General features: G+C 73.0%; 11 protein-coding genes. 9 read left to right on the plus strand and 2 right to left on the minus strand.

The genetic code is table 11. The features are described 5' to 3' along the window. Nucleotides 1-79: 79 nt before the first annotated feature. Nucleotides 80-4,093 carry a BTAD domain-containing putative transcriptional regulator gene (locus ACQEVZ_RS59405; RefSeq protein WP_433385810.1) on the minus strand — a complete coding sequence of 1,338 codons (4,014 nt, stop codon included), beginning with the start codon at nucleotides 4,091-4,093 and terminating at the stop codon, nucleotides 80-82. A gap of 156 nt (nucleotides 4,094-4,249) precedes the next feature. Between ACQEVZ_RS59405 and ACQEVZ_RS59410 the strand changes: the two genes are divergently transcribed. The 5 genes from ACQEVZ_RS59410 (at nucleotide 4,250) to ACQEVZ_RS59430 (ending at nucleotide 17,860) form a co-directional block, all read left to right on the plus strand. Then, nucleotides 4,250-6,043, plus strand: coding sequence for a protein kinase domain-containing protein (locus ACQEVZ_RS59410; RefSeq protein WP_433386226.1), 1,794 nt, complete (start codon nucleotides 4,250-4,252; stop codon nucleotides 6,041-6,043). Next, entirely contained in the window at nucleotides 6,040-8,361 is a 2,322-nt protein-coding gene (locus ACQEVZ_RS59415) for an FHA domain-containing protein (RefSeq protein ID WP_433385813.1), read from the plus strand. Before ACQEVZ_RS59410 ends, ACQEVZ_RS59415 begins: the two co-directional genes overlap by 4 nt. A gap of 43 nt (nucleotides 8,362-8,404) precedes the next feature. Then, nucleotides 8,405-9,022 carry a hypothetical protein gene (locus ACQEVZ_RS59420; RefSeq protein WP_433385816.1) on the plus strand — a complete coding sequence of 206 codons (618 nt, stop codon included), beginning with the start codon at nucleotides 8,405-8,407 and terminating at the stop codon, nucleotides 9,020-9,022. Between the two features lie 187 nt (nucleotides 9,023-9,209). After that, nucleotides 9,210-14,072 (plus strand): NAD-glutamate dehydrogenase, encoded by a 4,863-nt coding sequence (locus ACQEVZ_RS59425; RefSeq protein ID WP_433385819.1) that lies wholly within the window; start codon nucleotides 9,210-9,212, stop codon nucleotides 14,070-14,072. A gap of 71 nt (nucleotides 14,073-14,143) precedes the next feature. Beyond that, nucleotides 14,144-17,860, plus strand: coding sequence for a tetratricopeptide repeat protein (locus tag ACQEVZ_RS59430; protein ID WP_433385822.1), 3,717 nt, complete (start codon nucleotides 14,144-14,146; stop codon nucleotides 17,858-17,860). A gap of 71 nt (nucleotides 17,861-17,931) precedes the next feature. Here the strand turns inward: ACQEVZ_RS59430 and ACQEVZ_RS59435 are convergent, their stop codons facing one another. Further along, nucleotides 17,932-19,131 (minus strand): hypothetical protein, encoded by a 1,200-nt coding sequence (locus ACQEVZ_RS59435; RefSeq protein WP_433385825.1) that lies wholly within the window; start codon nucleotides 19,129-19,131, stop codon nucleotides 17,932-17,934. Nucleotides 19,132-19,378: 247 nt separating this feature from the next. Here ACQEVZ_RS59435 and ACQEVZ_RS59440 point away from each other — a divergent pair, with 247 nt between their 5' ends. The 4 genes from ACQEVZ_RS59440 to ACQEVZ_RS59455 all read left to right on the plus strand — a co-directional run bounded on the left by ACQEVZ_RS59440 (nucleotide 19,379) and on the right by ACQEVZ_RS59455 (nucleotide 22,853). Next, nucleotides 19,379-19,750, plus strand: coding sequence for a MauE/DoxX family redox-associated membrane protein (locus ACQEVZ_RS59440; RefSeq protein ID WP_433385828.1), 372 nt, complete (start codon nucleotides 19,379-19,381; stop codon nucleotides 19,748-19,750). Between the two features lie 168 nt (nucleotides 19,751-19,918). Continuing rightward, the gene (locus tag ACQEVZ_RS59445; RefSeq protein ID WP_433385831.1) at nucleotides 19,919-20,188 is read left to right on the plus strand and encodes an AfsR/SARP family transcriptional regulator; all 270 of its coding nucleotides are present in this window, start codon (nucleotides 19,919-19,921) and stop codon (nucleotides 20,186-20,188) included. Beyond that, nucleotides 20,146-21,501, plus strand: coding sequence for a BTAD domain-containing putative transcriptional regulator (locus ACQEVZ_RS59450; RefSeq protein WP_433385834.1), 1,356 nt, complete (start codon nucleotides 20,146-20,148; stop codon nucleotides 21,499-21,501). Before ACQEVZ_RS59445 ends, ACQEVZ_RS59450 begins: the two co-directional genes overlap by 43 nt. 356 nt (nucleotides 21,502-21,857) lie before the next feature. Further along, nucleotides 21,858-22,853, plus strand: coding sequence for a lipid II:glycine glycyltransferase FemX (locus ACQEVZ_RS59455; protein WP_433385837.1), 996 nt, complete (start codon nucleotides 21,858-21,860; stop codon nucleotides 22,851-22,853). Nucleotides 22,854-22,917 lie beyond the last annotated feature (64 nt).

The following is a 22,917-nucleotide window of genomic DNA, read 5'->3' on the forward strand; positions in this document are numbered from 1 at the left end:
CCTCCGACCGTGGAGCGTGGACCGTTCCGGACATTGTCCGGTTCCGGCCAGGTGATCCACACGCCGGATCGCTCGTCGGCTACAGCCAGCCGCGTTTCGCCGCGGCGGCGCCGGCCTGGAAGCGGCTGTCCGCGCCGAGCACCTTGAGGATCGCGCCGACGTGGCGGCGTACGGTCCGGACGGCGGTGCCGGTGCGGTGGGCGATGGCCTCGTCGGTGAGGCCGGCGGCCAGCAGGCGGAGCACCCTGCGCTGGGCGCCGGTGAGCCCGGCGTCGTCCGCCCCGCCGCCGACCACCGTGCTTCCGGGGTCGTGCCACAGCAGGTCGAACCACTCGGCGAGCAGTTCGAGCAGGGGCCCCGAGTGGATGTGCAGCGCGCCGGCCATGCCGGTCGCGTCGATGGTCACCAGGGCGACCGTGTCGTCGACGTGCATCATCTTCACCGGCATGTGTTTGCGTACCTTGGCCTGCTCGCCGGCCAGCACGGACTGCTCGACGCTGTACGCGCCCCAGGGGTCCGACACGTGGATCGCGTCGTAGATCATGCGGAACTCGACCCCCGCGGCGACGGCGTCCGCCGGTGGGAGCAGGACCCCGTGCGTGGGGGCGCCGTCGACGAACTGGCCGTTCAGCGTCGCGCGGAGCAGGCGTTTCGGTGACCGGTACAGCCCCGACGCGAGCCGCGCGACCTCGGGGTAGTCGCGGATGACGCGGACGTTGTCGTCGTCGATCGGGCTGTCGGCCAGGCCGGCCGTCGGCGACATCATGCCGGCGAACTGCTCCCAGGCCGTGCCCAGCTGCCGCTGCATCACCGCCAGCTTGCGATGCTGGCGGTCGAGCAGCCGGCGCAGCGCGATGGAGGGATGCACCGCACGGGCGAACCGGCCGTCGCCGCTGCCGGTGATGTTGATGACCCCGGCGTCCAGCAGCTCCCGCCCCGGGCCCTCGTCGAGGTCCAGCATGCCCGGCCGGTGACCGACGGGCAGCTGGGACGCCGCCAGGAGCCGGCCGAAGGCCGCGGCCGCCTCGTCGCTGACCATCCCGGACAGGAGCCCGGACCAGCCGTCGCCGGGTCCGGGATCGGTGCTGGAAACCGCACGCGCCGCCGCTGGCCGCTCCTGGTCGGTACCGGAGACCCCCGCGAGGAACGGTGGAAGGCGCAGCACGGCGTCGCCGACGTCCAGCCCGGCGACGACCGAGCGCCATTGCCGGTGGTAGGCGGCCGCCGCGGCGTGGTCACCGGAGGCCGCCGAGACCCGTTCGAGGCGGGCCGCCGCGCGGGCGATCTGCGGCGCCGCGCCGATGCGACGCCAGATGTCCAGCGCCTGGCGCAGCGGGCCGGCCGCCTCCGCCCAGCGTCCCTCGGCGGCGGCCAGGTCACCCGTGGCACGCAACGTCTCGGCGAGGCCGTCGGGGCGCCCGGCCTGCTGGTGGCCGGCCAGCGCCCGGCCCAGCCTGGCCGCGGCCCCGGTCCACCTCCCCTGCCGGAGGTCCGCGTCGGCGAGGGCCTGCTCGAGGTACGCCGTGCCCAGGTCGTCGCCCATCTCCTGGCTGGTCCGCAGCGCCGCGGCCAGCACCGGCTCCGCGTCGGCGGGCCGTCCGGCGTCGATGAGCGCCAGGCCGAGGTGGTACCGGACGAGGGCGAGCTGCAGCGACCGGTCCGCCACGCCGTCGACGGCGAGCGCCTCCTCCAGCAGCGCCACGGCGGTGACGGCGTCGCCCGCCTCCCAGTTCGCGAAGCCCAAACCGTCCAGGGCGTCGCAGAGCGGCCAGCCGGGGACCGCCCGGGCGCGGGCCGCCGACACCGCCTGCTCCAGCCAGTCGAACGCGTCGCCGAACCGCCCGAGGCGCACCGCGGCCATGCCGGCGTTGCGCAGCGACCGCACCTCGAGCTCCGGGTCACCGAGCCGGCGCGCCACGCTCAGCTGCTCGGCCGCGATGGCCGGCAGCTGGGAGTACTCGTCGCGGTGCAGGTGGGCGTCGTACAGGCCGCCGAGCAGGCGGGCGAGGAGCCGGTCCGATCCGAGCGAACGGACACACGCCGTCGCCTGCTGGAGCGTGTGTTCCCAGTCGTCGGCGTAGGACCGGTTGCCGAGGAACCCCGACAGGCTCAGCGCGAGCCCGCCGGCGATGCCGGGCAGACCTGACCGGCATGCCTGGTCGACCCCGGCGACCAGTCCGGCGCGCTCGGTCTCGAACCAGTCGAGCGGGCCGGCCCGCATGGCGCGGGCGCCGCTGCCGGGCGGCGGCGGGACCTCCAGGTCAGCTCCGCCCGCGTGGTGGCCGAGCAGCTCACCGGCCTCGGTGGCCAGCGCGAGCCAGCCGTTGAGCAGCCGCTCCAGCGCCTGGCTCCGCTCGGCCGGCGCCTCGTCGGACGTGCCGCGCTCGTAGGCGTACTCGGCGACCAGCTCGTTGAGCCGGTACCGCTCCTGCCCGGTCACGTCCCGGCCGAGCGGCTCCACCAGGTGGACGTCCGCGAGCTCGTCGAGCAGCGCGCGGGCCCGCTCGCCCGGCGCGTCGAGCAGCGCCTGGGCGACCCACTCCGGCCAGTCCGCCGTGCCGAGCAGGCCGGAGCGCACGAAGAGCTTCCGGGTGTCGGCCGGCAGCGCCTCGTAACTCAGCGCGATCGTCGCCCGGACGTCGAGGTCGCCGACCGCCAGCTCGTCCAGCCGGCCGCGCTCCGTCGCCAGGCGCCGCCGCAGCTCGTCGAGGCCGGCGTCGGGCCGCAGCGCCAGCCGTGCGGCCACGATGCGCACGGCCAGCGGAAGCCCGCCGCACAGGCGCACGATCTCCTTCGCGGCCTGCGGCTCGGCGGCGATCCGCGCGTCGCCGACACCGCCGGCGAGGAGCTGGATCGCGTCGGCGGTTCGCAGCGCCGGCACCAGGAAGCGGGCCGCGTTGAGCAGCGCTCCCAGCTGCCGCCGCGAGGTCACCACGGCGGCGCCCGCCCCGGGCAGCAACGGCCGCACCTGGGCCTCGTCCGCGGCGTCGTCGAGCACCACCAGCATCCGGCCGCGCGCGAACTGGCTGCGGAACAGCGCGACGCGCTCGTCGGGGTCCCTGGGCAGGTCGGTGCCGTCGACGCCCAGCGCCCGCAGGAACCGCTCCAGGACCCGGTACGGTTCCGCCGGCGTGTCCTGGCTGCCGCGGAGGTCGGCGTACAGCTGCCCGTCCGGGAACGCCCGCGCCAGCCGGTGACCGGCCGCCAGGGCCAGTCCGCTCTTGCCGACCCCGCCGGGCCCCACCAGCAGCACCACCGTGGAGGCCTCGGCGTCGTCGGAGAGTTGCCCGGCGATCTGGTCGAGCAGCGGGCCGCGACCCGTGAGCGCGGCCGCCCGGGGAAGCTGCCGCGGCACCGGTGGCCCGGCCGGCGCGGCCCCGCCCGTCTGGCGTCCCCACAGGATCTGCCGCTCCGTGTCGCGCAGCGACGGTCCCGGCTCCACGCCGATGTCGTCGACGAGACGCCGGTACGCGCGCCGGTAGACGGCGAGCGCGTCGGCGCGGCGGCCCACACCGGCCAGCGCCAGCATCTGCCCGCGGTAGAGCCGCTCGGCGTACGGGTTCTCGGCGACGAGCGGCTCGACCTCGCGCAGCACGGTGTCGTAGTCCTCGAGCGCCAGCGCGGCGTCCAGCTTCGCCTCCGCCGCGGCGAGCCGCTCCCGGTCCAGCGCCTCGCGGACCTCGCCGGAGGACGCGTCGGCGAGGTCCGCGAGGGCCGGGCCCCGCCACAGCGACAGCGCCTGGTCCAGTGCCGCCACGACGGTGGCGTGGTCGCCCGCCGCGGCCGCGGCACGGGCCCGCTCGGTGAGGCCACGGAACTCCGCGACGTCCAGGCGGTGCGGCCCCAGCCGCAGCAGGTATCCGGTCGGCCTGGTCTCGATGAGCGAGGTGTCGATGGCGCGGTACCGGCGCCGCAGCCCGCTGATGAGGTTGTGCAGCTGCGCCCTCGCGGATCCCGGCGGCTGCTCCCAGAGCCGGGCGATGAGCTCGTCGATGGGGATCAGCCGCTCGGCGTTGATCAGCAACGTGGCGAGCACCAGCCGCTCCCGTCCGCTGCCGCCGGGCAGGAGCCGCCCGGCGTCCCGGACTTCCATCGGTCCTAGCAGCGCAAACTCCACCGGCCATTGATATCAAACGGGACACCGGCCCTCTAACAAGCCGCTAACAAGCGATCGATGCCGGCGGCGAAGCGTCCCTAAACTGGCGGCCGTTGCCCAGGGGCCGCAAGAGAATGGTGTGGATTGGTGTCGATGGAGGGGGGCCCGGGTCATGCCGGCCCGGCCGACGCGCTCGACCGGTATGAGCTCGTGCAGCGGCACGCCGCGGGCGGCGAGGGCGAGGTGTGGCTGGCTCGTGAGCACCACGGCGCCGAGTCGTTCCCGTACGCCGTGAAGGTGATCCGGATCGACGACGACTCGGTCGCGGACCGGCAGCTGGAGGAGCTGCGGCTGCAGGCGGCGCTCGCCACGCAGCTGGAGCATCCGGCGCTGGTGAAGGTGAAGGAGGTCTTCCTCGGCCCGCCGCCGCACCCCGCCGGTCAGGGCGCCTCCGCCACGGGGCGCCGGCTCTACTTCGTGATGAAGTGGATCGAGGGCCGCAACCTGCAGGAGGCGCTGGAGCGCGGCGAGGTCCAGGGCCTCGACGTGCTGGCGCCGCTGGAGCCCGTCGCCGAGGCGATCGACTACCTGCACAGCGGGCAGGACACCAACGGCGCCCCGGTGCTGCACCGCGACATCAAGCCCGCGAACGTCCTGCTCGCCGCCGACGGCCGGGTCTACCTGGTGGACTTCGGGCTGGTGCGCCTGCGCGGCACCGACCGGACCTCGCGGATCTTCGGCACCGCTCCGTTCATGGCGCCGGAGTCGCTGGCCCGCGGCGAGTACAGCCCCGCGACCGACCGGTACACGCTGGGCGCGACCGTCTACTACGCGCTGACGGGCGAGGCGCCGATCCCCGGCGACGTACAGGGGATGACGCAGCGGCTGACGTCGGCGCTCGGGCCGGGGAAGGACCGGGAGACGCGCGGCATCCTCGCGATGCTCGCCGCGCAGCCCGACGCGCGCCCGGCCGGCGCCGCCCGCTGGATCCGCGCCCTGCGGATGCCGCCACCGGAGACGACCGCCGGCACGGCGCAGCTCCCGACACAGCTTCCGGCGCCGGTCTCGGCGCCACCGCCGACGACCACGGCCGCGTCCCCGCCCGGGTACCGGCTGCCGCCCGGCTCCTTCGCCGGCCCGGCGCCGCAACCGGTGAGCTACCCGATGCCGCCCGGCAGCCTCGGCGGGGCGCCGTTCCCACCGGCCGCCGGTGGCTACCTCGGTGCCCCACCGCCGAAGCAGGGCGGCGCCAAGGCGCCGCTGATCATCTTCGGCGCGATCCTGCTGCTCGTCGTCGCTTGTTGTTTCTCCGCCTACAAGTTCGGGGCGGATCTCACCGACACCACCGGTCAACCGGGATCCGGTGGCGGTGCCGGCGCCAGGCCCACCCGGTCGTTCGACAAGAGCAAGCCCCCGCCGCCGGTGACGGAGCTGCGCTCGGCGCTGGTCTCGGTCGGTGACATCACCACGGTGATGCGCGCGTCGCGCGACACGGTCAACTCGAGGTCCGACGAGAACTATCTCCAGGGTGGGCTGTCCAGCCTGAAGCTGTGCGCCGACGGCGCGGTGGCCGGGGACGCCATCGCCGGTTCCGAGACGAACAACTTCAAGGTCACAGGCGCCGAGGGCTACCCGTTCGTGGGCTCGGCCGTCGCCGGCTTCTTCGGTGACGAGGCGAAGGTCTTCTTCGCCTCGCTGCGCAGCACCGCCGCCCGGTGCGGGTGGACGGAGATGCAGACCACGAAGCTCGGCGACGAGACGCTCGGGATCTTCAGCGACAACGGGAGCGCCAAGCTCGCCATCGTGTTCGTCCGCAGCGGTCAGGCGGCCATCGAGGTGGTGGTGACGGGGCAGACCTTCATGGACCTCGTGCACGGCAGCTACCAGTCGGACGCGATCCAGCTCGCCACCGCGATGGCGAAGCGACTTCCGAAGAGCGGCCCATGACCGCCGGTGCCCTCCTGATCGGCTCACCGGACGGCGAGCGGCGCATCACGCCGGCGGAGACGGTGCTGCGGATCGGCCGGGACCCGCTGTGCCGGATCGTCGTCGACGACCCCCGGGTGTCCCGGGAGCACGTCGAGGTGGTCCTCCGCACTGACGGCTGGTGGCTGCGGGACCTGGGCAGCCACAACGGCACCTACGCCGGCGGCGTCCGGGTCGACGAGCTCGACCTGACCCGGCCCTGCCAGGTGCGGCTCGGCGCCGCCGACGGCCCGTCGCTCACCCTGCGCCCGGAGCCGGTCCCGGGTGTGCCGCCGCCGACGGTCACGGCGGCGAACCACCCGGCGACCGCCGCATCCGGGCCGCGGTTCGAGGCCGGCCGGGTGCCGTCCGCGATCCACCGGGCCGCGCACCGCACCAGGATCGGCCGCGCCCCGGACAACGACATCGTGCTCGACGACCTGCAGGTGTCGCGGTATCACGCGGACCTGCTGCGGACGCCGGACGGGCTGCGGCTCGTCGACCTCGGCACCAGCAACGGCACGTTCGTCAACGGCCGGCGGATCGCCGAGGCGGACCTGCGCCCCGGCGACCTGCTGTCGTTCGGGCGGCACCAGCTCGTCGTCGACGGCACGCAGCTGCGGGAGTACGTCGACACCGGAAGGGTCTCGCTGCACGTCGACGGGTTGGGCGTCACCGTGGCGGGCGGCCGCCGGCTGCTCTCAGGCGTCGGTTTCGCGCTCGACGAGTGCAGCCTGCTCGCCGTGGTGGGCCCCAGCGGCGCCGGCAAGTCAACCCTGCTGGGCGCGTTGACCGGGTACCGCCCGGCGAACGAGGGCGCGGTCGTCTACCAGGGCCGCGACCTGTACGCCGAGTACGACGACCTGCGCCAGCGGATCGGCCTGGTGCCGCAGGACGACATCCTGCACCTGGCGCTGACCGTCCGCCGGGCCCTGCGGTTCGCGGCGGCGCTGCGCTTCGGCTCCGACGTCACGAGCGCGGAGCGGGAGCAGCGGATCGACGAGGTGATCGGCCAGCTCGGCCTGACCGCGCAGGCGGACCAGCGGATCGAGACGCTCTCCGGCGGCCAGCGCAAACGCACCTCGGTCGCGCTGGAGCTGCTCACCGAGCCGTCGCTGCTGTTCCTCGACGAGCCGACGTCCGGGCTCGACCCCTCGCTGGACCGGGACGTGATGGTGAGCCTGCGGGACCTCGCCGACCGGGGCCGGACCGTCGTCGTGGTCACCCACAGCCCGCTGCACCTCAACGTCTGCGACCGGGTGCTGGTCCTCGGGCGGGGCGGCAAGGTCGCCTACTTCGGCCCGCCCGGCGAGCTGCTGCCGTTCTTCGGCGTGCAGGAGTACGCCGACGTCTTCAAGCAGGTGTACGACGACCCCGACGGCTGGGCGGCGCGGTTCGCCGCGCGGGTGACGCCCCGGCCCGCCGCCGCCGCACCGGTCGTGCCCTCGACGCCACCGGCCCAGGCACCACCGGCCCGGCAGGGCTGGTGGCGGCAGCTGACGATCCTGACCCGGCGGATCGCCGCCGTCACCCTGGCCGACCGGATGTACGTGGCCCTGCTGCTCGGGCTGCCGCTCGGCCTCGCCGCGCTGCTGCACGTGATCCCCGGCGACGACGGGTTCGCCGTGCCGGGCGACCCGCTGGCGCGCGGTACGGAGGCGTCCCAGCTCCTCGTCGTGCTCATCGTCGGCGCGGTGTTCTTCGGCCTGGCGGGCGGCGTCCGGGAGCTGGTCCGGGAGCGCCCCATCTACCGCCGGGAACGGGCCGTCGGGCTCGCGCCGGGCGCGTACCTCGGCTCGAAGGTGCTGGCGTTCGGCGTCGTGAACGGGGTACAGGCGGCGCTGTTCGTGCTCGTCGGTCTCGCCGGGCGGCCGGGTGCCCCCGAGGCGCTCGCGCTGCGCTGGCCGCTGCTGGAGCTGATCGCGGTGGTCTGGCTGACCGCGCTGGTCGCGACCGTGACCGGCCTGCTGGTCAGCGCGTACGTCTCCTCCGGCGAGCAGACGATGCCCATCCTGGTCGGGCTCGTGATGGCGCAGCTGGTGCTCTGCGGCGGGCTGTTCGAAGTGGTCGGCCGCTCGGGTGTCGAGCAGCTGTCGTGGCTGGCACCGTCCCGGTGGGGGTACGCCGCCGCGGCGGCCACCGTCGACCTCCGCTCGCTGGTGGTGAACCCGAGCGCGGACGCGCTGTGGAAGCACACCGCCGCGGCGTGGTGGTGGGCGATGGGCGTCCTCGCGCTGCAGGGTGTGGCGCTCACCGGCGCCGCCAGGTGGGCGCTGCGGCGCCACGAGCCGGGCCGCTGAGCACCGGGATCCGGAAAGGCTGGAGGAACACGTGGGTCACAGGATGGACGGCGGACTCGAGAACGCCCTGCGGGAAGGGTGGTCCAGCGCCTGCCAGCTGTACGGGCATCTGCACGCCGGTGGCGAGCTGGCCGCGCTGCCGCCCGGCGCGGTACGCCTGAACCCGGGCGAGGTGGCGTACGCCGACACGATGCTCGGCTACGCCCGCTTCTACGGGACCACGGTGACGTACGAGCGCAACAGCACCTTCCTGCTCGGCTCGGCGGCGTTCGTCGCCGCCGGGATGGCCGCGACCGCGATCGCGAACTCGTCCGCGAAGCAGCGCGCGGCGGCCCAGGCGGCCGCCCAGTGGCGCGACCACGCCACCGTCCGGACCATCCTCACCAACCAGCGCCTGATGTGCGACTACCGCAACCGGTGGCTGAGCTTCTGGCACAACGGCGTCACCGAGCTCCAGGGCGACGTCACCCAGTGGCTGTTCGTCCTGCGCTACGAGGTCGGCGACCCGATCATGCTGCACGGCCCGGCAGCCCCCTGGCTCATGGTCAGCATCGCGCACCTGGTGTACGGCCCCGGCGGCCTGCAACTCCCGGGCCTCGCCGCACTCCCCCGCTCCATCGCCGAAGCCACCCACCAGCGCGCCATCGGCAACGGCACCTGACCTCGCGGCGCCGGCGACGGGGATCCTGGCCGGTCCGGGCAGGCCGAGAGACACTACAAGGAAGTGGCTGCTCGTCCTCCTTCGAGCAGACCTGGCCGTCTGCCCGGAGAAGCCACGAGCCACTGCACCGCCGCTGAGACGGATCAACACACTTGCCCACAGTGCCGTGGGTGAGGGGGAACCACCGATGAACCGGCCCACAGCCACCCGGGTGAGCGCCGGCACTACCGGACCTGCGATCAGGGACGACGAGCCGGAGCGGTACGTGCCCGACGCGGAGCACCTGGTCGCGGAGGCCGTCGACCTGGCGGCGGCCCGCGACGCCGACCCCGAGCTGGTCGCGCGCTTCTGGCGCCTCGTGCCAGACGAGGAGCTCGCCGGTTGCCAGCCGGCCTGGATGGTCGAGGCCACGCGGTCGCACCTGGAGCTGGCCCAGCAGCGGGTGCCCGGCGAGCTGAAGCTGCGTCTGGGCACGAGCACCGCCGACGGCACGTCGCTGGAGATCGTCACCGACGACATGCCGTTCCTCGTCGACTCGGTCACCAGCGCGCTGTCGTCGCGCAACATCGACGTGAACATGCTGGTGCACCCGCTCGTCGTCGTGCGGCGGGCGCCGCTGGGCGCGCTGGAGCGGGTCCGGGTCGGCGTCGAACCCGAGGACGCCGCGCCCGGCGACATCGTGGAGAGCTGGATCCGCATCGAGGTCGACCGGATCCGGGCCGAGGCCGATCTCGAGGAGCTGCGCAACGGCCTGGCCGGGGTGCTCGACGACGTACGTGAGGCGGTCGAGGACTGGCCGAAGATGCGCATGCAGGCGCTCGCGCTGGCCGACCAGCTCGGCGGCGCGCGGCTGCCGGTGCCGGACAAGGACGTCACCGACTCCGTCGAGCTGCTGCGCTGGCTGGTGGACGACCACTTCACGTTCCTCGGCTACCGGGAGTACCGACTGGTCAAGGGCGACGGCGGCGAGGAGCTGCTGGAGGCGGTGCTCGGCTCGGGCCTGGGCATCCTGCGGGCCGACCAGACCCGTCCGCTCGTGCTGAGCTCGATGACCGCCGAGGCCTACGCCAAGGCGACGGAGCAGCGGCTGATCATCATCACCAAGGCCAACTCGCGGGCCACCGTGCACCGCTCGGCCTACCTGGACTACATCGGGTTCAAGCTGTTCGACGCCGACGGCGAGGTGGTCGGGGAGAAGCGGTTCCTCGGGCTGTTCTCGTCGGCGGCGTACCGCACCAGCGTCCGTGACCTGCCGGTCGTCAGGCGCAAGGTCGCCGAGGTGGTGGAGCGCTCGGGGCTGTCGCCGCGCAGCCACTCCGGCCGGGATCTGCTGGAGACGCTGGAGACCTACCCGCGCGACGAGCTGTTCCAGATCTCCACCGACGAGCTGTTCCAGGCCGTCATGGGCGTGCTGCGCCTGGCCGGCCGCCAGCAGCTGCGGCTGTTCCTGCGCCGCGAGACCTACGGCCGCTTCATCTCCTGCCTGGTCTACCTGCCGCGGGACCGGTTCACCACCGCCAACCGGCTGCGCATCCAGCAGATCCTGCTCGCGGAGCTCCACGGCGTCGGCGTCGACTACGCCACCCGGGTCGGCGAGTCGAAGTTCGCCCGGGTGCATCTCATCGTGCGCACCGAGCCCGGCAACCCGCCCGGCGACATCAACGTCCGCCGCCTCACCGAGCGGCTCTCCAACGCCACCCGGATGTGGGACGACGACTTCCGGCTGGTGCTGGAGCGCAACCTCGAGGACGAGCAGCAGGCCAAGCTGCTCTACCAGCGGTATGGCGACGCGCTGTCGGACACGTACAAGAACGAGTACACGCCGTATGAGGCGGTGCAGGACGTCGCCAAGCTGGAGCTGCTCGACGAGCCGGGCCAGCTCGTGATGCACGTCTACCGGCGCCGCCAGGCCGAGAGCGACATCCGGTTCAAGGTGCTCCGTTACGGCAGGCCGATGATCCTGTCCGCCGTGCTGCCGGTGCTGCACTCGCTCGGCGTGCGGGTCACCGACGAGCGGCCCTACGAGATCGTCCGCTCCGACGGCACCATCTACCTCTACGACTTCGGGCTGCAGCTGCCGCCCGGCGCGCGGGCGATCACCGAGGTGCGCCCCGACCTGGAGAACGCGTTCTCCGCCGCCTGGCACGGCGAGGCCGAGGTCGACGGGTTCAACGCCCTGGCGCTGAAGGCCGGCCTCACCTGGCGCGAGGTCGTCGTCCTGCGGGCCTACGCGAAGTACCTGCGCCAGGCCGGCACGGTGTTCTCGCAGGACTACATGGAGACCACGCTGCTGCAGTACCCGGCGATCGCCTCGAAGCTCGTGGACCTGTTCACGGCCCGCTTCGACCTGCGGCTGCACCTGTCCGAGACGGCGCGGAGGGAGTGGTCGAAGGAGATGGTCGCGGCGATCAACGAGGACCTCGACACGGTGACCAGCCTCGACCAGGACCACATCCTGCGCTCCTTCCTGCACGTCATCCAGGCCACCCTGCGCACCTCGTTCTTCCAGCGCGGCGAGCAGGGGCGCCCCAAGTCGTACACGGCCTTCAAGCTCGACCCGCAGTCGATCCCCGACCTGCCGGCGCCGCGGCCGCGGTTCGAGATCTTCGTCTACTCGCCGCGGTTCGAGGGTGTGCACCTGCGCTTCGGTGCGGTGGCGCGGGGCGGGCTGCGCTGGTCCGACCGGCGTGAGGACTTCCGCACGGAGATCCTCGGCCTGGTCAAGGCGCAGGTGGTCAAGAACGCGGTCATCGTGCCGAGCGGCGCCAAGGGCGGGTTCGTGCTCAAGGAGAAGCCGGGCGACCGTGACGAGGCCGTCGAGTGCTACCGGCTGTTCATCTCGGCCCTGCTCGACGTGACCGACAACCTCGACGGCGGCAAGGTGGTCGCGCCGCCCGACGTGGTGCGCCACGACCCCGACGACCCCTACCTGGTGGTCGCCGCGGACAAGGGCACCGCCACGTTCTCCGACATCGCCAACGAGATCTCGGTGAAGTACGGGTTCTGGCTCGGCGACGCGTTCGCCTCCGGCGGCTCCGCGGGCTACGACCACAAGAAGATGGGCATCACCGCCCGGGGCGCCTGGGAGTCGGTCAAGCGGCACTTCCGCGAGCTCGGCGTCGACACCCAGACCACCGACTTCACGGTCGTCGGCGTCGGCGACATGTCCGGCGACGTCTTCGGCAACGGGATGCTGCTGTCCCGGCACATCCGGCTCGTGGCCGCGTTCGACCACCGGCACATCTTCATCGACCCCACGCCCGACGCCGCGACGTCGTTCGAGGAGCGGGCCCGGCTCTTCGCGCTGCCGCGGTCGTCGTGGGACGACTACGACACGTCGCTGATCTCCACCGGCGGCGGCGTCTACCCGCGGACGGCGAAGTCGATCCCGATCTCCCCGGAGGCGAAGGAGGCGCTCGGCCTCCCGGCGGCGGTCACCGCGATGACGCCCAACGAGCTGATGCACGCGATCCTGTCGGCCCCGGTCGACCTGTTCTGGAACGGCGGCATCGGCACCTACGTCAAGGCCACCGCCGAGTCGCACGTCGACGTCGGCGACAAGGCCAACGACTACATCCGGGTCAACGGCCGGGAGCTGCGCGCCAAGGTCGTCGGCGAGGGCGGCAACCTGGGTCTCACCCAGCGCGGCAGGATCGAGTTCGCGCTCGGCGGCGGCCGTGTCGCGACCGACTTCATCGACAACTCCGCCGGCGTCGACTGCTCCGACCACGAGGTCAACATCAAGATCCTGCTCGACCGCGCGGTCGTCGACGGCACGCTCGACCCGAAGGACCGCAACGCGCTGCTCGCCGGGATGACCGACGAGGTCGGCGAGCTGGTCCTGAAGGACAACTACGACCAGGCCACCACGCTGGGCAACGCCCGCGCGCAGTCCCGGTCGCTGCTGCCGGTCCACAAGCTGCTCATCGCCGACCTGGAGCGCCGCGGCCAGCTCGACCGTACGCTGGAAGCGCTGCCGACCGACGAGGACCTCGACGCGCGGGCCGCGACCGGCGTCGCGCTGACCTCGCCGGAGTTCGCCGTCCTGCTGTCCTACGTGAAGATCGTGCTCGAGCAGGAGATCCTCGACTCCGGCCTGCCCGACGAGGAGTGGACCAACGAGGTGCTCGTCGACTACTTCCCGACCCCGCTGCGGGAGCGCTTCGTGGAGGCGATGGCGGAGCACCCGCTGCGCCGCGAGATCGTCACCACGCAGGTGGTCAACGAGGCCGTCAACCGCGGCGGCCCGTTGTTCTTCCACCGCGCCGCCGAGGAGACCGGAGCCGGCGCCGCCGACATCCTCCGGGCGTCCGTGGTGATCTGGGACGTGTACGGGCTGGGCGAGCTCCGTCGCGCCGTCGAGTCCCTCGACAACCAGATCCCGACGGAGGCGCAGACGGCGGTCAACGTGAGGATCCGCCGGCTGCTCGACCGGGCGGTCCGCTGGCTGGTCTCCAACCGGCGCCTGCCGATCGACGTCCCCGGCGAGATCGCCCACCTGCGCCCCGGCATCTCGTGCCTGCTGCCGCGGCTGGAGACGCTGTTCCGCGGCCAGGAGCGCGAGGCGCTGCACACCAACGCGGCCATACTGCGCGGGCTGGGCCTGCCGGCGGAGGTCGCCGACATGACGACCCGGGTCATGTACGGCTTCGGCCTCCTGGACATCGTCGAGGTCGCCTCGCAGACCAGCCAGGACGTCAACGAGGTCGCCACGGTCTACTACGTGCTGTCGGAGTGGTTCCGGGTCGACGACCTGCTGACGAAGATCTCCAACCTGCCGCGCCGGGACCGCTGGCAGACGCTCGCCCGCATGGCGCTGCGCTACGACCTGTACGCCGCGCTGGCCGCCCTGACCGCGGAGGTCCTCAACGCGACGGCCCCCGACGACGACGCCGAGGCCCGCGTCCACGAGTGGGAGCAGAGCAACGCGATCCTGATCGCCCGCACCCGCAACGCCATCGGCGAGTTCGGCGGGTCTCCGGGCGACCTTGCCGCCATCTCGGTCGTGCTCCGCCAGATCAGGACGCTGGTCCGCACCTCCGCCGCCTGACCCTCATCCGCCGCGCGACCCCGTTCCGGCGAACGGTCCTGTACCGGCGAGCGGTCCGTCAGAGTCTCCCCGTGAGCCTCGATGCGTCGCTGACCGTGAACGCGTCCACCGTGCGGTTGCGGACGGACACCACCGACGTGTCGGCGCCGCACGGCGGGGTCAGGGCAGGGCTGGTCAACGCCCTGCAGGACGTGCGCCGCGGCCGGGCGCGGGCGGCGCACCAGCGCTCGCGCGACCTGCCCGCGCAGGGCGGTGGGCGAATGTCGCTGCGGCGTGCCGGCAGGCTGCTCGCCGAGTCCTTCCTGCCGCCGCCCGTCGCCGCCGCCCTCGCCGATCTGATCCGTCGTGCCGACGCCGGCACGCTCGACGTGCGGCTCGCCGTCGACGCGCCCGGGTTCGCGGCGCTGCCGTGGGAAGCGCTGCCCGACCCGGTGTCGGGCCGGCCGCTGGCGCTGCACCCGCTCGTGACCGTGTACCGCCTGGGCGGGGCGGACCTCGGCGAGGCGCTGCCGGGTCCACTGAGGATCGTCGTGGCGGTGGCGGCGCCGGAGCACGGCGGCGGGGCGCTGCTCAACTACGAGCACGAACTGCGCAGCGTGCTCGCGGCGGTCCGCGGGGCCAGGCGGGGCAGGGCGCGGGTGTCCGTCGTGGAGTTCGCGACGACGGCGGCGATCCGCGAGGCGCTCGACGTGCCGGGCGGCGTGCACGTGCTGCACATCTGCGCCCACGGCGCGCCCGGCGTGCTGTACCTGGAGGACGAGCACGGCGCGGCCCGCCCGGTCACCGCCGACGTCTTCCTGGAGGAGGCGGTGCCACCGGGCCGCATGCCGCCGGTGCTCGCGCTGGCGGCCTGCTACTCCGATGTGGACGGTGAGGGGCAGGGCCCGTCGTACGCGGCGCGGCTCGCGCAGCGGGGCGCCCGGGCCGTGGTGGGCACGCAGACCAGCGTCACCGACCGGTACGCGACGCTGCTGTTCTCCGCCGTGTACGCCGGGCTGACCCGGAACCTGGACCTGGCGCGGGCCGTCGGTGACGCGCGCCGGTCGGTGCAGCGCACGCTGGAGCAGTCACACGACGGTCTCGCCGCGTACGACGAGTGGGGTGTCGTCACGCTGCTGTGCGGGCAGCCGGACCTGTCCGTCGTCGACGACGCCGCCGAGGTGCCGGCGCCGCCGGTGCAGGTGCCGCGGCTGGGCGGGCTGGGGGCGCGGCGGTCGTTCGTGGGACGGCGGCACCAGCTGCGGGTGCTGCCGCGGGTGTTCACCGGCGACCGGTGGGCGGGCCTGGTGCTCAGCGGCATCGGCGGCATCGGCAAGACCGCCCTGGCCGCCGAGCTGGTCGTGTCGCTGGGCGCGGGCTGGTTGCTGGCGACGGTCGTCGGACCGGCCACAGTGGACGGTGTGCTCGGCGCGGTCGCCGCGGCGGTACGGGTGCAGCTGCTGCGGGCGCAGTCCGTGGACCCGCGCGTGGCGCACGCGGCCCGGGTCGCCGACCGTGTGGCGGAGCCATGGCGGGACAGGTCGCGGCTGCTGCGCGAGGACGTGTTCGACACGCTGCCGGTGCTGCTGGTGCTCGACAACTTCGAGGACAACCTGGACGTCGGCGACGACGGCGCCGGCACGGTCCGAGATCCTGACCTGGCGGCGTTGCTGGCCGAGCTGGCCGGCGACCCGGGGCGGTGCCGGCTGCTCGTCACGTCCCGGTTCCCGGTGCGGCTGCCGGGCGGCGCGGACGACCGGTTGCGCCGCGAGACCGTGCCGCCGCTGAGCTTCGCCGAGACCGAGAAGCTCATCTGGTCGCTGCCGAACCTCGACCGCCACGGCGACCCGGAGTCGGTGTGGCGCACGGTCGGCGGGCACCCGAGATCCCTGGAGTACCTGGACGCGCTGCTCGGTGACGGCGAGGGCCGCACCAGCGAGATCACCCGCCGGCTGGCGCGGGCAGCCACCCCGACCCCGACCCCGACCGCAGCTGGGGACGGGGACGGCGACGCCGCGATGGCCTCGGTGGTCGCCGTGGCCGCGGAGGAGATCCTGCTCGGCGAGCACCTGGCCCGGTTGTCGCGGGTCCCCGGGGCGGTCGACCTGCTGGTGGGGCTGAGCGTCCACCGTTCGCCGGTCGACCTGTACGGCGTGGCGCACGCGGTGGGCCAGACCGACCCGGACGCGGCGGTGACGCCGCACAAGCACGCGCTGCGGCTGCTGCTGGACCGGTTGGACGCGACGGTGGCCGACCTGAACGACGTGCTGGGCGACCCCGACAGCCCGCCGCTCGCCAGGGCCGAGCTGATGGAGGTCGTCGAGGCGTGCGGCGGGCTGCCGCGCCCCGCCCTGCGCCCACCGCCCGAGATGGGCGACGCGCTGACCGCGCTGGTCCACAGTGGACTTGTCGACGGCGACGACCTGATGCGCGAGTTCTTCGTGCACCGGTCGACCGCCACCGGGCTGCGGGCGTTCGCCGACACGACCGAGGCGCACCGGCGGGCGGCGGCGTTCCGGCGCTGGCGGGTGCACAGCTGGCCGCAGCCCACGGCGGGTGACGCCCACGACCTGACCGAGGCCCGGCACCACCTGCTCGCCGCGGGTGAGGTGGCGCAGGCGGTCGAGGTGACGGGCGAGCTGTGTGCCGCCCTGGAGACGTTGGGCGCGTGGGACGTGGAGGCGGGCGTCATCCACGACACCCTGCGGCTGCTGCCCGCCGGCGACCCGGCGCGCGGCCGCTTCGAGGGACAGCTGGGCATCATCGCGTACCGCCGCGGCGACGTCATGGAGTCCGAGCGCCTGATCCGCCTGGCGCCGGACCCGGCGGCCACCGCCTTCCAGCTGGGCCGCGTCGCCCAGGACCGCGGCGACCACGACGAGGCCGAGCGGCTGTACCGGTCCGCCGGGGACACCGCCCTGGTGCACCACCAGCTGGCGATGCTGATGTACCTGCGGGGCGAGCACGCCGAGGCGGCGGCCGCGTTCGAGCGCAACATGGACCGGTTCCCGGCGGACGGGGCGACGGTCGCGGCGTCCCACCACCAGCTGGGTCTGCTGGCGCGGCTGCGTGGCGACCTCGCGACGGCGCGGGCGCGGTACACCTCGGCGCTGGCGATGGCCGAGGCGCTCGGCGACCGCCAGGCGGTCGGGCGGGAGCTGCACCAGCTCGCGGAGCTGGCCCAGCAGCGGGGTGACCTGCGGGACGCCGCCCGGCAGTACCACCAGGCGCTGGACATCGCGGAGGAGCTCGGCGACGCGGCGGCGGTCACGGCGATCTGGCACCAGCTGGGCCTGCTGTCCGAGTCGGAGGGCGACCTGACCGAGGCGGAGCGCCTGTACCGCCTGGCGCTCGCGGAGGCGGAACGCCTCGGCAACCGGCGCGACACGGCCGTCGGGCACCACCAGCTCGGCAACGTGGCCCAACGCCGCGGCCACCTGGACGACGCGGAGGCGCACCACACGCTGGCGCTGGAGCTGTACCGGCGGCTGGCCGACCGCTCGGGCGAGGCGGCGACCTGGCACCAGCTGGGCATGCTGGCGTCCCAGCGGGGCGACGCCGCCCTCGCGGAGGAGCTGACCCGCAAGGGCATCGCCATGAACGCGGCGCTCGGCAACCCGATGGACGAGGCGACCGGCTGGAGCCAGCTGGGCAACCTGGCCGCCGCCCGCGCCGACCGGGACGCGGCGGTCGCGCACCACGAGCGGGCCGTGGAGCTGCACCGGCTCGCGGGCACGCCGACCGCCTACGACGAGATCCGCCTGCGGGCGCTCCGCGAGCCTGGGCGACCCATTCCAGACCTGGCGTGAATCCTCGCCGGGCGGTCCGGGTCATCCGCCGCGTCGGATGGCCCGGACCTCCGGCCCCGGTCGTGCGGCGGTCAGCGTGGGACGTAGTGCATCGTCGTGACCACGTTGGACGACGCCTGGATGTTGGCCGGCGGGAAGGCCGTGCTGAGACTGGAGATGAACGCGACCAGGTGGGTGTCGACGTTCGGCGTGGGCGGGGTGTAGCCGGTCAGCGAACAGACCGACCCGTTGCCGCAGAACGCGATCCGGACACCGGTGTCAGCGTCGAAGATCTCGATGTACCAGGGTGTCGGCGTGACGCTCGAGTTGGCCGTGGCGGTGACCGTCTCGGTCGTCTGCGTGAACACCGGCGCCGTCAGGCTGACCCGGAGCCCGCTGTTGGACCAGGTGACCCAGTTGATCAGGCTGGTGGCCTGCACGGCGGGCAGCGGGAAGGTGGCGCTGTTGTGCGACACGAACGCCCGGTACCTGTGCGTCGTCGCGCTCGACTGGGCGATGCTGACCGAGCAGCTGGTGCCGGTCCCGCAGATCTGCACCCGGGCGCCGGTGGTCAGGTCGAAGATCTGGGTGTAGAACGGCGACGGACCGCCGTCGAACGCCGTCGTCGCGGTCAACGTCACGGCGCTGCCGATGCTGGTCGTCGTCTGGCTGGTGCTCAGCCCGACGGTCGTCGAGTGCCAGTCGACCAGGACGAACGGCGGGTTCGACGCGACGATCTTGTTGCCGGCGGCGTCGCTGATGTCGGCGCTGAACCAGGCCGAGTCGATCACCGAACTGGTCGCGTCGACCGAGCAGGTGGTGCCGGTGCCACAGATCGCGAACTGCGTGGAGTTGCGGTAGATCCGGATGTAGTACGGCGTCGGGCCGACGTCCTGGTTCGCCGTCGCCGTGATGTGGGCGTTCTGCGTCACCCAGAACACGGAGGTCATCACGCCCTCGCTGGTGGGCGCCATGCCGGGCACGTTGAGGGACACCTGCCAGCCGGCGGCCAGCGTGGACTGCCACTGCGGCACGGCCGGCTTCACCGGCAGGCCCGTGCCGAGGTGCACGTTCGGCCCGTGCGACGGCGCGGCCGGCAGCGGCTTCGCGGCGACGTTCGAGTTTGCGCCGGTGACGGTGGACGTGCCGGTGCTCTTACCGGTGCTCCTACTGGTGCTCCCAGCGCCGCCCGCGGCGGCTGGTGTGGCGGACACCCCGACGAGCAGCGTGAGCGCCGCGACGGCGACGGCGGCGAAGGTGGCGGTTCGCGGCCAGGCACGGCTGGACACCATGGTGGGCCACCCTGTGGGCGTTAAATTCATGCCAGCAATTGTTCATGATCGATGCAACAAAAGAAACCCGCGACGTGTCGTGATCTCCATTTTGAGGGCATTCGCGCGATCATTCACGAAGCATTTGCCTGAATCAATCAAATTCCTTTGCCTGAACCACGCCTATTGTATTGCCTGAACCATTCTTATCTGCCAGGCGCTCACCGCGGCGGGGCCGGCCGCGCACGCATTGACCGACAGGATTGCGGTGGCTGCCGCTGTACCGGTGGCCGAATTGACGATCGCCGTGCTGCTCGTCGTGCCGGGCGCGGCGTCCGCCGGTACCGTGGCCGCCCTGGCGATGACGGTCGGATTCACCGCCGTCGTCGGACTGGCGCTGCGGCGAGGGGATCAGGCGCCGTGCCGCTGCTTCGGGGTGTCGGAGCGGCGGCTGGGACCGGAGCACCTCGTGCGCAACGTGATCCTCACCGCGTTCGCCGCGCTGGGTCTCGCGGATGGCGGGACCGAGCCGGCCGGTCTCATCGTCGCCGGGTTCGCCGGCGTCATCGGGGCGCTGCTGGTCGTGTGGGCCGACGACATCGCAGGCCTGTTCGGCACCGGTCCGGCGTATCGCCGATGACGGCCGCCGCCCCGGCTTGATCCATGCCCCCCCCCCCGCGGCCGCGCACTGTTTCCGGCAGGGGGCGAGGTCTTTACAATCCGTCGCGCGTTTGCGAACTTTGCAGCAGATATTGAACATGTTCGTGCAAGACCATGACGAACATCTGTCTGTCCACGGGGAGCAATCGTGAAATTTCAGCTGCTCGGACCGGTCGCGGTGCGGTGCGGTGCGGAGTCCCTGCCGCTCGGACCCAGCAAACAGCGGGCGATGCTGGTGGCGCTGCTGCTCGAGCGGGGCCACGTCGTGCCGATGGAGCGACTCCTCGAAGTGCTGTGGGACGGCGAGCCGCCCAACTCGGCGGTCTCCAACATCCGCACGTACGCGTCCCGGCTGCGCGGCGCCATCATCGACGGGTGGCGGCGCCCCCGGGTGCACGGCCGGCCCCCGGATACCTGATCGAGGTCGACGACGACGAACTGGACACGGCCGTCTTCGCGAACCTGGCCGGCGCCGGGTACGCCGCGCTCGCCGACGGCAAGCCCGACCGGGCGGCGACGTACTTCCGGGACGCACTGGACCTGTGGCACGGCTCCGCAGGTGAGGACGTGCCGCGCTCCAGGTTCCTCGACCGGCGCCTGTCCGCGCTGGACGAGCAGCGGCTGGCGGTCGTCGAGGAGTGGATCAACGCGCGGCAGCAGACGAACGGCGACGCGGACCTCATCGCCGATCTGCGCCGGCTGACCGAGAGCCACCCGCTGCGGGAACGGCTCTGGGGTCATCTGGTGCTGGCGCTGTACCGGGTCGGTGACGTCGGCGCCGCCCTGGCCGCGTTCCAGCGCGCCCGCACCGTGCTGATCGAGGACCTCGGCGTCGAACCCGGGCCGGACCTGGTCCAGCTGCACCAGGCCGTGCTGGCCCGCGACCCGGCGCTGGGCGGGCCGGTCGCGCGTCCCCGGGCGGAGCTGCGGCCGGTCGCCGCGCCCCGGGCCATGGTCAACACGGTCACCACCTGGACGCCGCGGGAGCTGCCCGTCTCGCCGCCGACGCTGATCGGACGGGACCGGGAGGTCGCCTCGCTCGTCGCCACCGTCGCGTCGCGCTGCGGCGAGGGCGCCGCGCCGGCCGGGATGCCGACCGTCGTGGCGATCCACGGCCCGAGCGGCGCGGGCGCATCCGCGGTCGCGATCCGGGCCGCGACCGAGCTGATCCCGGTCTTCCCCGACGGTCAGCTGTACGCCGACCTGCGCACGGCGGGCGCGGCACAGGTGCTCGGCTGGTTCCTGCGGGCCCTGGGCGCCCCGGCGAACCAGGTGCCCAGCGACGTCGAGGAGGCGGCGGCCCGGTTCCGTTCCGCGTCGGCGGACCGCCGGTTACTCATCCTCCTGGACAACGCCACCGACGAGGCCCAGGTCCGCCCGCTGCTGAGCGCCACGAGCGGCAGCGCCGCCATCGTCACCAGCACCCGGAAGCTCGCCGCCCTGGACGCGACCGCACACGTGGAGGTCGCCCCCCTCAGCGACGACGACGCGATCCGCCTGCTGGCCACGATCTCGGGCACCGGCATCACCGCCGCCTCCAAGCCTTCCCTGCAGACCCTCGTCGAACTGTGCGGCGGCCTGCCGCTCGCGCTGCGCATCGTGGCGGCCCGGCTGGCCAGCGCCCCCGACGTCCCCCTCGACCACCTCGCCGCCGACCTCGTCGCCGAATGCCGCCGCTTCCGCACCCTCTCCTGCGGCGACCTGCGCATCTCGTACCGCTCCGCAGCCTGACACCGTGCCGAGGCCGCGCCCCGAGAGGGCCGCGACGTCCCCCGTCCCGCCGGCGCCGCGCCACGCACCGCGCGCTCACGCGCCCATTGATCAGCGCCGCCGCCGGGCCGATCATGAGCAACCTGTGAAGCCCGCGTTGGGTTTCGATCCGATCCCGGCAGTTCGCGACTTCCGGACGGCTTCTTCATCGGATCCGCACGACTGCCTCCCTACGGTTCCGCCACCGGCGCACATGCGGCGCTGGAGCGGCACGCAACGAATGAGGAAGCTCATGTGCGGACTTCTGGTGTTCCCTCCAGCGCGGCGCTTGTCCCGGCTCACCCGCTCCTTTCCCCCCGAAAGGTGACCCTCTCCGCATGTCTCAGCACTCCTCCATCGCGTGGTCCAACGAGCTGCCCGGCAAGTCGTGGGACGACGACCTGTTCGCCCGCGGCGGGCACTTCCTGCAGAGCACCCACTGGGGCGCGTTCAACCAGCAGCTCGGCCGGAAACTGTTCTTCGGCCAGGGCCCCGGCTGGCAGTGCTTCGCCATCCTGGAGCGGTCCAACAAGACGACCCGCCTCTACTGCCCATACGGTCCGGTCGCCGACAGCATGGTGAGCTACCAGCTTGCGATCGCGGAGCTGAAGGCACTGGCCCAGGACCAGGGCGCCATCTTCGTACGGATGGAGCCGTGGGCGCCGGTGACGAAGGCCGATCTGAAGCGGCTCAAACATCGGCCGGCGCTGAAGGAGATCCAACCCTCACTGGTGTGGCTGCAGGATCTGACCAAGCCGCGCGACCAGATTCTCAAGGACATGTCCAAGAACAACCGGCAGCGGTACCGCAATGCCGCCAAGGTGGGTGTGCGCATCGAGGCAAGCCATGATCCCGGCGATGTGGAAGCTCTGCTGATGGTGGTCCACGAGGTGGCCGTCCACAACCACATCGTCCAGCACCCGGACGACTACTACCGGACCATGGCGCAGGTGCTGCTGCCCCGCGACGCGGCCACCCTGTACATCGCCCGGCACCACGACGAGCCGGTCTCCGCGGCGATCGTCTTCGACAGCCCGACCACCCGCCACGTCGGACACTCCGGGAGCATGCACGCCCACCGGCACGTCCACCCGGGCGCCATCATGCGCGCCACGATGGTCCTGGACGCCCAGGATCGTGGGCAGAAGACCTTCGATTCGCTGGGCGTGGCGCCGCCCGGCGAGCCGGAACACCCGTGGGCCGGACTGACCAAGTTCAAACTGTCGTTCGGCGGCGACTACCGGTACTACCTCGGCACCTGGGAACTGCCGGTGAGCCCGCTCTACCACGCCTACCGATCGGTCTACTCGGCATATTCGGCGACCCGTCGCTGACGGCCGGCCCCCGGCGATGGGCCGCTTCGTCTCCGCCGTGCCGCTTCGGCCTGGACACCTACGG

Source organism: Dactylosporangium sp. CA-152071, from assembly GCF_050936335.1.
Taxonomy (GTDB): Bacteria; Actinomycetota; Actinomycetes; order Mycobacteriales; family Micromonosporaceae; genus Dactylosporangium; species Dactylosporangium maewongense.

Bases quoted from the DNA above. Each gene is read 5' to 3' on its own strand.
- ACQEVZ_RS59405 (WP_433385810.1), bottom strand. From the start codon at position 4,093: ATGGAAGTCCGGGACGCCGGGCGGCTCCTGCCCGGCGGCAGCGGACGG.
- ACQEVZ_RS59410 (WP_433386226.1), top strand. From the start codon at position 4,250: ATGGAGGGGGGCCCGGGTCATGCCGGCCCGGCCGACGCGCTCGACCGG.
- ACQEVZ_RS59415 (WP_433385813.1), top strand. From the start codon at position 6,040: ATGACCGCCGGTGCCCTCCTGATCGGCTCACCGGACGGCGAGCGGCGC.
- ACQEVZ_RS59420 (WP_433385816.1), top strand. From the start codon at position 8,405: ATGGACGGCGGACTCGAGAACGCCCTGCGGGAAGGGTGGTCCAGCGCC.
- ACQEVZ_RS59425 (WP_433385819.1), top strand. From the start codon at position 9,210: ATGAACCGGCCCACAGCCACCCGGGTGAGCGCCGGCACTACCGGACCT.
- ACQEVZ_RS59435 (WP_433385825.1), bottom strand. From the start codon at position 19,131: ATGGTGTCCAGCCGTGCCTGGCCGCGAACCGCCACCTTCGCCGCCGTC.
- ACQEVZ_RS59455 (WP_433385837.1), top strand. From the start codon at position 21,858: ATGTCTCAGCACTCCTCCATCGCGTGGTCCAACGAGCTGCCCGGCAAG.